Genomic DNA, 2,335 nt, shown 5'->3' with positions numbered 1-2,335 from the left:
ATCGGCTGGCGCAACCTGTTCTGGTCGCTCACCGACGCGATGGCCAACAACCCGGAACCGTGGATCGGGGACACCGTCATCCCGAAACTCGAGTACGGCCTGACCTACCGGATGTTCGCGATGCAGGGCTACCCGCGCATCAAGGAGATCATCGAGCAGGACGTCGCGTCGGGCCTGATCTACCTGCCCTCCTCCGCGGCCGATTTCAAGAATCCGGACGTGCGGCCCTACCTGGACAAGTACGTCCGCGGCTCGGACGGCATCACCGCGGTGGACCGGGTCAAGGTGATGAAGGCGCTGTGGGACTCGATCGGCTCCGAATTCGGCGGCCGACACGAGCTCTACGAGCGCAACTACGCCGGCAACCACGAGAACGTCAAGGCCGAGCTGCTCTTCGCGGCGGAAGGCCGCGGGGACGTGTCCTCGATGAAGGGCCTGGCCGAGCAGTTCATGAGCGAGTACGACCTCGACGGCTGGACCGTGCCCGACCTCGTCGGCAACGACGACGTGTCCCACTTCCGCCGCGCCTGACCACTTCCCGGGAGACACCATGACCATCACCGAAAGCCCCACCGCCGTCGCCTCCGGCAACGCCGCCACCGACAAGTTCAAGGGCGAACGCTTCACCGCCGACACCTCACCGGAGCGGTTGTCCGCCATCGCGACCGAAGCCCTCGCGGGATTCAGCGCGCTGATCCAGAAGCATGCCGTCACCTACGACGAGTACCGCGTGCTCAAGCAGTGGCTCATCGACGTCGGCGAGGGCGGCGAGTGGCCCCTGCTGCTCGACGTGTTCGTCGAGCACGAGATCGAGGACGTCAACTCCCGGCGATTCCGCGGCACCAAGGGCAGCATCGAGGGGCCGTACTACGTTCCGGGCGCCCCCGAACTACCCGCACAGTGCACCCTCCCGATGCGCGACGAGGATCGCGTCCATGCCCCGCTGGTCCTGCGCGGGCAGGTCACCGACCTCGACGGCCGGGGCCTCGACGGCGCACGCATCGAGATCTGGCACGCCGACGACGAGGGCTACTACTCGCAGTTCGCCCCGCACCTGCCGCAGTGGAATCTGCGTGGCACCGTCGTCGCCGACACCGAGGGCCGTTACGCGATCACCACCATCGAACCGGCCCCGTACCAGATCCCGACGGACGGGCCCACCGGCCGGTTCATCGAGGCGGCCGGCTGGCACCCGTGGCGCCCCGCCCACCTGCACCTGCGGGTGACCGCGCCCGGCCGGCACCCGATCGTCACCCAGCTGTACTTCGCCGGCGGTGAGTGGCTCGACGACGACGTCGCGACGGCGACGAAGCCGGAACTCGTCCTCGACCCCCAGGCCGACGACGCCGGGCGCAGGGTCGCCACGTACGACTTCGCGCTCGACCCGCTCGCCGACTGACACCGCCCCGCCGCCGGTGTGTCTTTCGGGTTGCTCCCGCAGCCCAAAGGACGCACCGGCGGCGAGCCGCCTATCGTGTGAGCCATGAGCGCCGCCGCCGAGTCCGTGTCGAGCATCTACATCGCCGCCCCGGAGGGCGACACCGGCAAGTCCACCGTCGCGCTCGGCCTGCTCCAGGCGCTGTGCGCCTCCGCCGCACGGGTCGGTGTCTTCCGCCCCATCGCCCGCTCCGACGGCGACCGCGACTACATCCTCGAACTGCTCCTCGAACGCATCACCGTCGACCTCGACTACGACGAGTGTGTCGGCGCCACCTACGACGACGTGCACGCCGACCCCGAGGCCGCCCTCAGCGAGATCGTCGTCAAGTACCACGCCGTCGCGGACCGCTGCGACGCCGTCGTCATCGTCGGCAGCGACTACACGGAGATCGCCAACCCCAGCGAACTCGGTTACAACGCCCGCATCGCCGCGAATCTCGACGCGCCCGTCCTGCTCGTCCTGCGTGGCTCGCGGCGCACCCCCGACGAAGTGGCGCAACTGACCGGCGTGTGCACCGCCGAACTCGCCGCCCAGCACGCCCACCTGACCGGCATCGTCGTCAACCGCTGTCCCGCCGACCGGCTCGACGAGATCGCTGCGGCCGTCGGCGACCGGGGGGTGCCGCTGTGGACGCTGCCGGAGGTGCCGATCCTCGTCGCGCCGACCATGGGGGAACTGCTCACCGCGGTCGACGGCGAACTCTACAGCGGTGACCCGGAACTGCTGCACCGCGAAGCGCTGCGCGTCATGGTCGGCGGCATGACCGCCGAGCACATCCTCGAACGCCTCACCGAGAGCGTCGTGGTCATCGCTCCCGCCGACCGCTCCGACGTGCTCCTCGCCCTCGTCAATGCCAATGCGGCCGAGGGGTTTCCGTCGCTGGCCGGGATCATC

The 2,335-nt window shown here is 69.3% G+C and carries 3 protein-coding genes; all 3 read left to right on the top strand.

The window, feature by feature from the left end; translation table 11 throughout:
* Positions 1-531: 4-hydroxyphenylacetate 3-hydroxylase C-terminal domain-containing protein (locus tag OEY_RS0101880; protein WP_010592253.1), on the top strand; the 531-nt coding region annotated here is incomplete at its 5' end.
* Between the two features lie 19 nt (positions 532-550).
* The gene (gene catA, locus OEY_RS0101875) at positions 551-1,399 is read left to right on the top strand and encodes a catechol 1,2-dioxygenase (RefSeq protein ID WP_010592252.1); all 849 of its coding nucleotides are present in this window, start codon (positions 551-553) and stop codon (positions 1,397-1,399) included.
* Between the two features lie 84 nt (positions 1,400-1,483).
* The coding region (locus OEY_RS0101870) for a phosphotransacetylase family protein (RefSeq protein WP_010592251.1) at positions 1,484-2,335 on the top strand (852 nt) is incomplete at its 3' end.

The organism is Rhodococcus sp. P14, assembly GCF_000256505.1.
Lineage (GTDB): Bacteria > Actinomycetota > Actinomycetes > Mycobacteriales > Mycobacteriaceae > Rhodococcus > Rhodococcus ruber.
This window is presented reverse-complemented; position numbering and strand designations above follow the sequence as displayed.

What these genes read in the sequence shown, in the direction of transcription:
- catA (WP_010592252.1), top strand. Translation starts at nt 551, where the DNA reads ATGACCATCACCGAAAGCCCCACCGCCGTCGCCTCCGGCAACGCCGCC.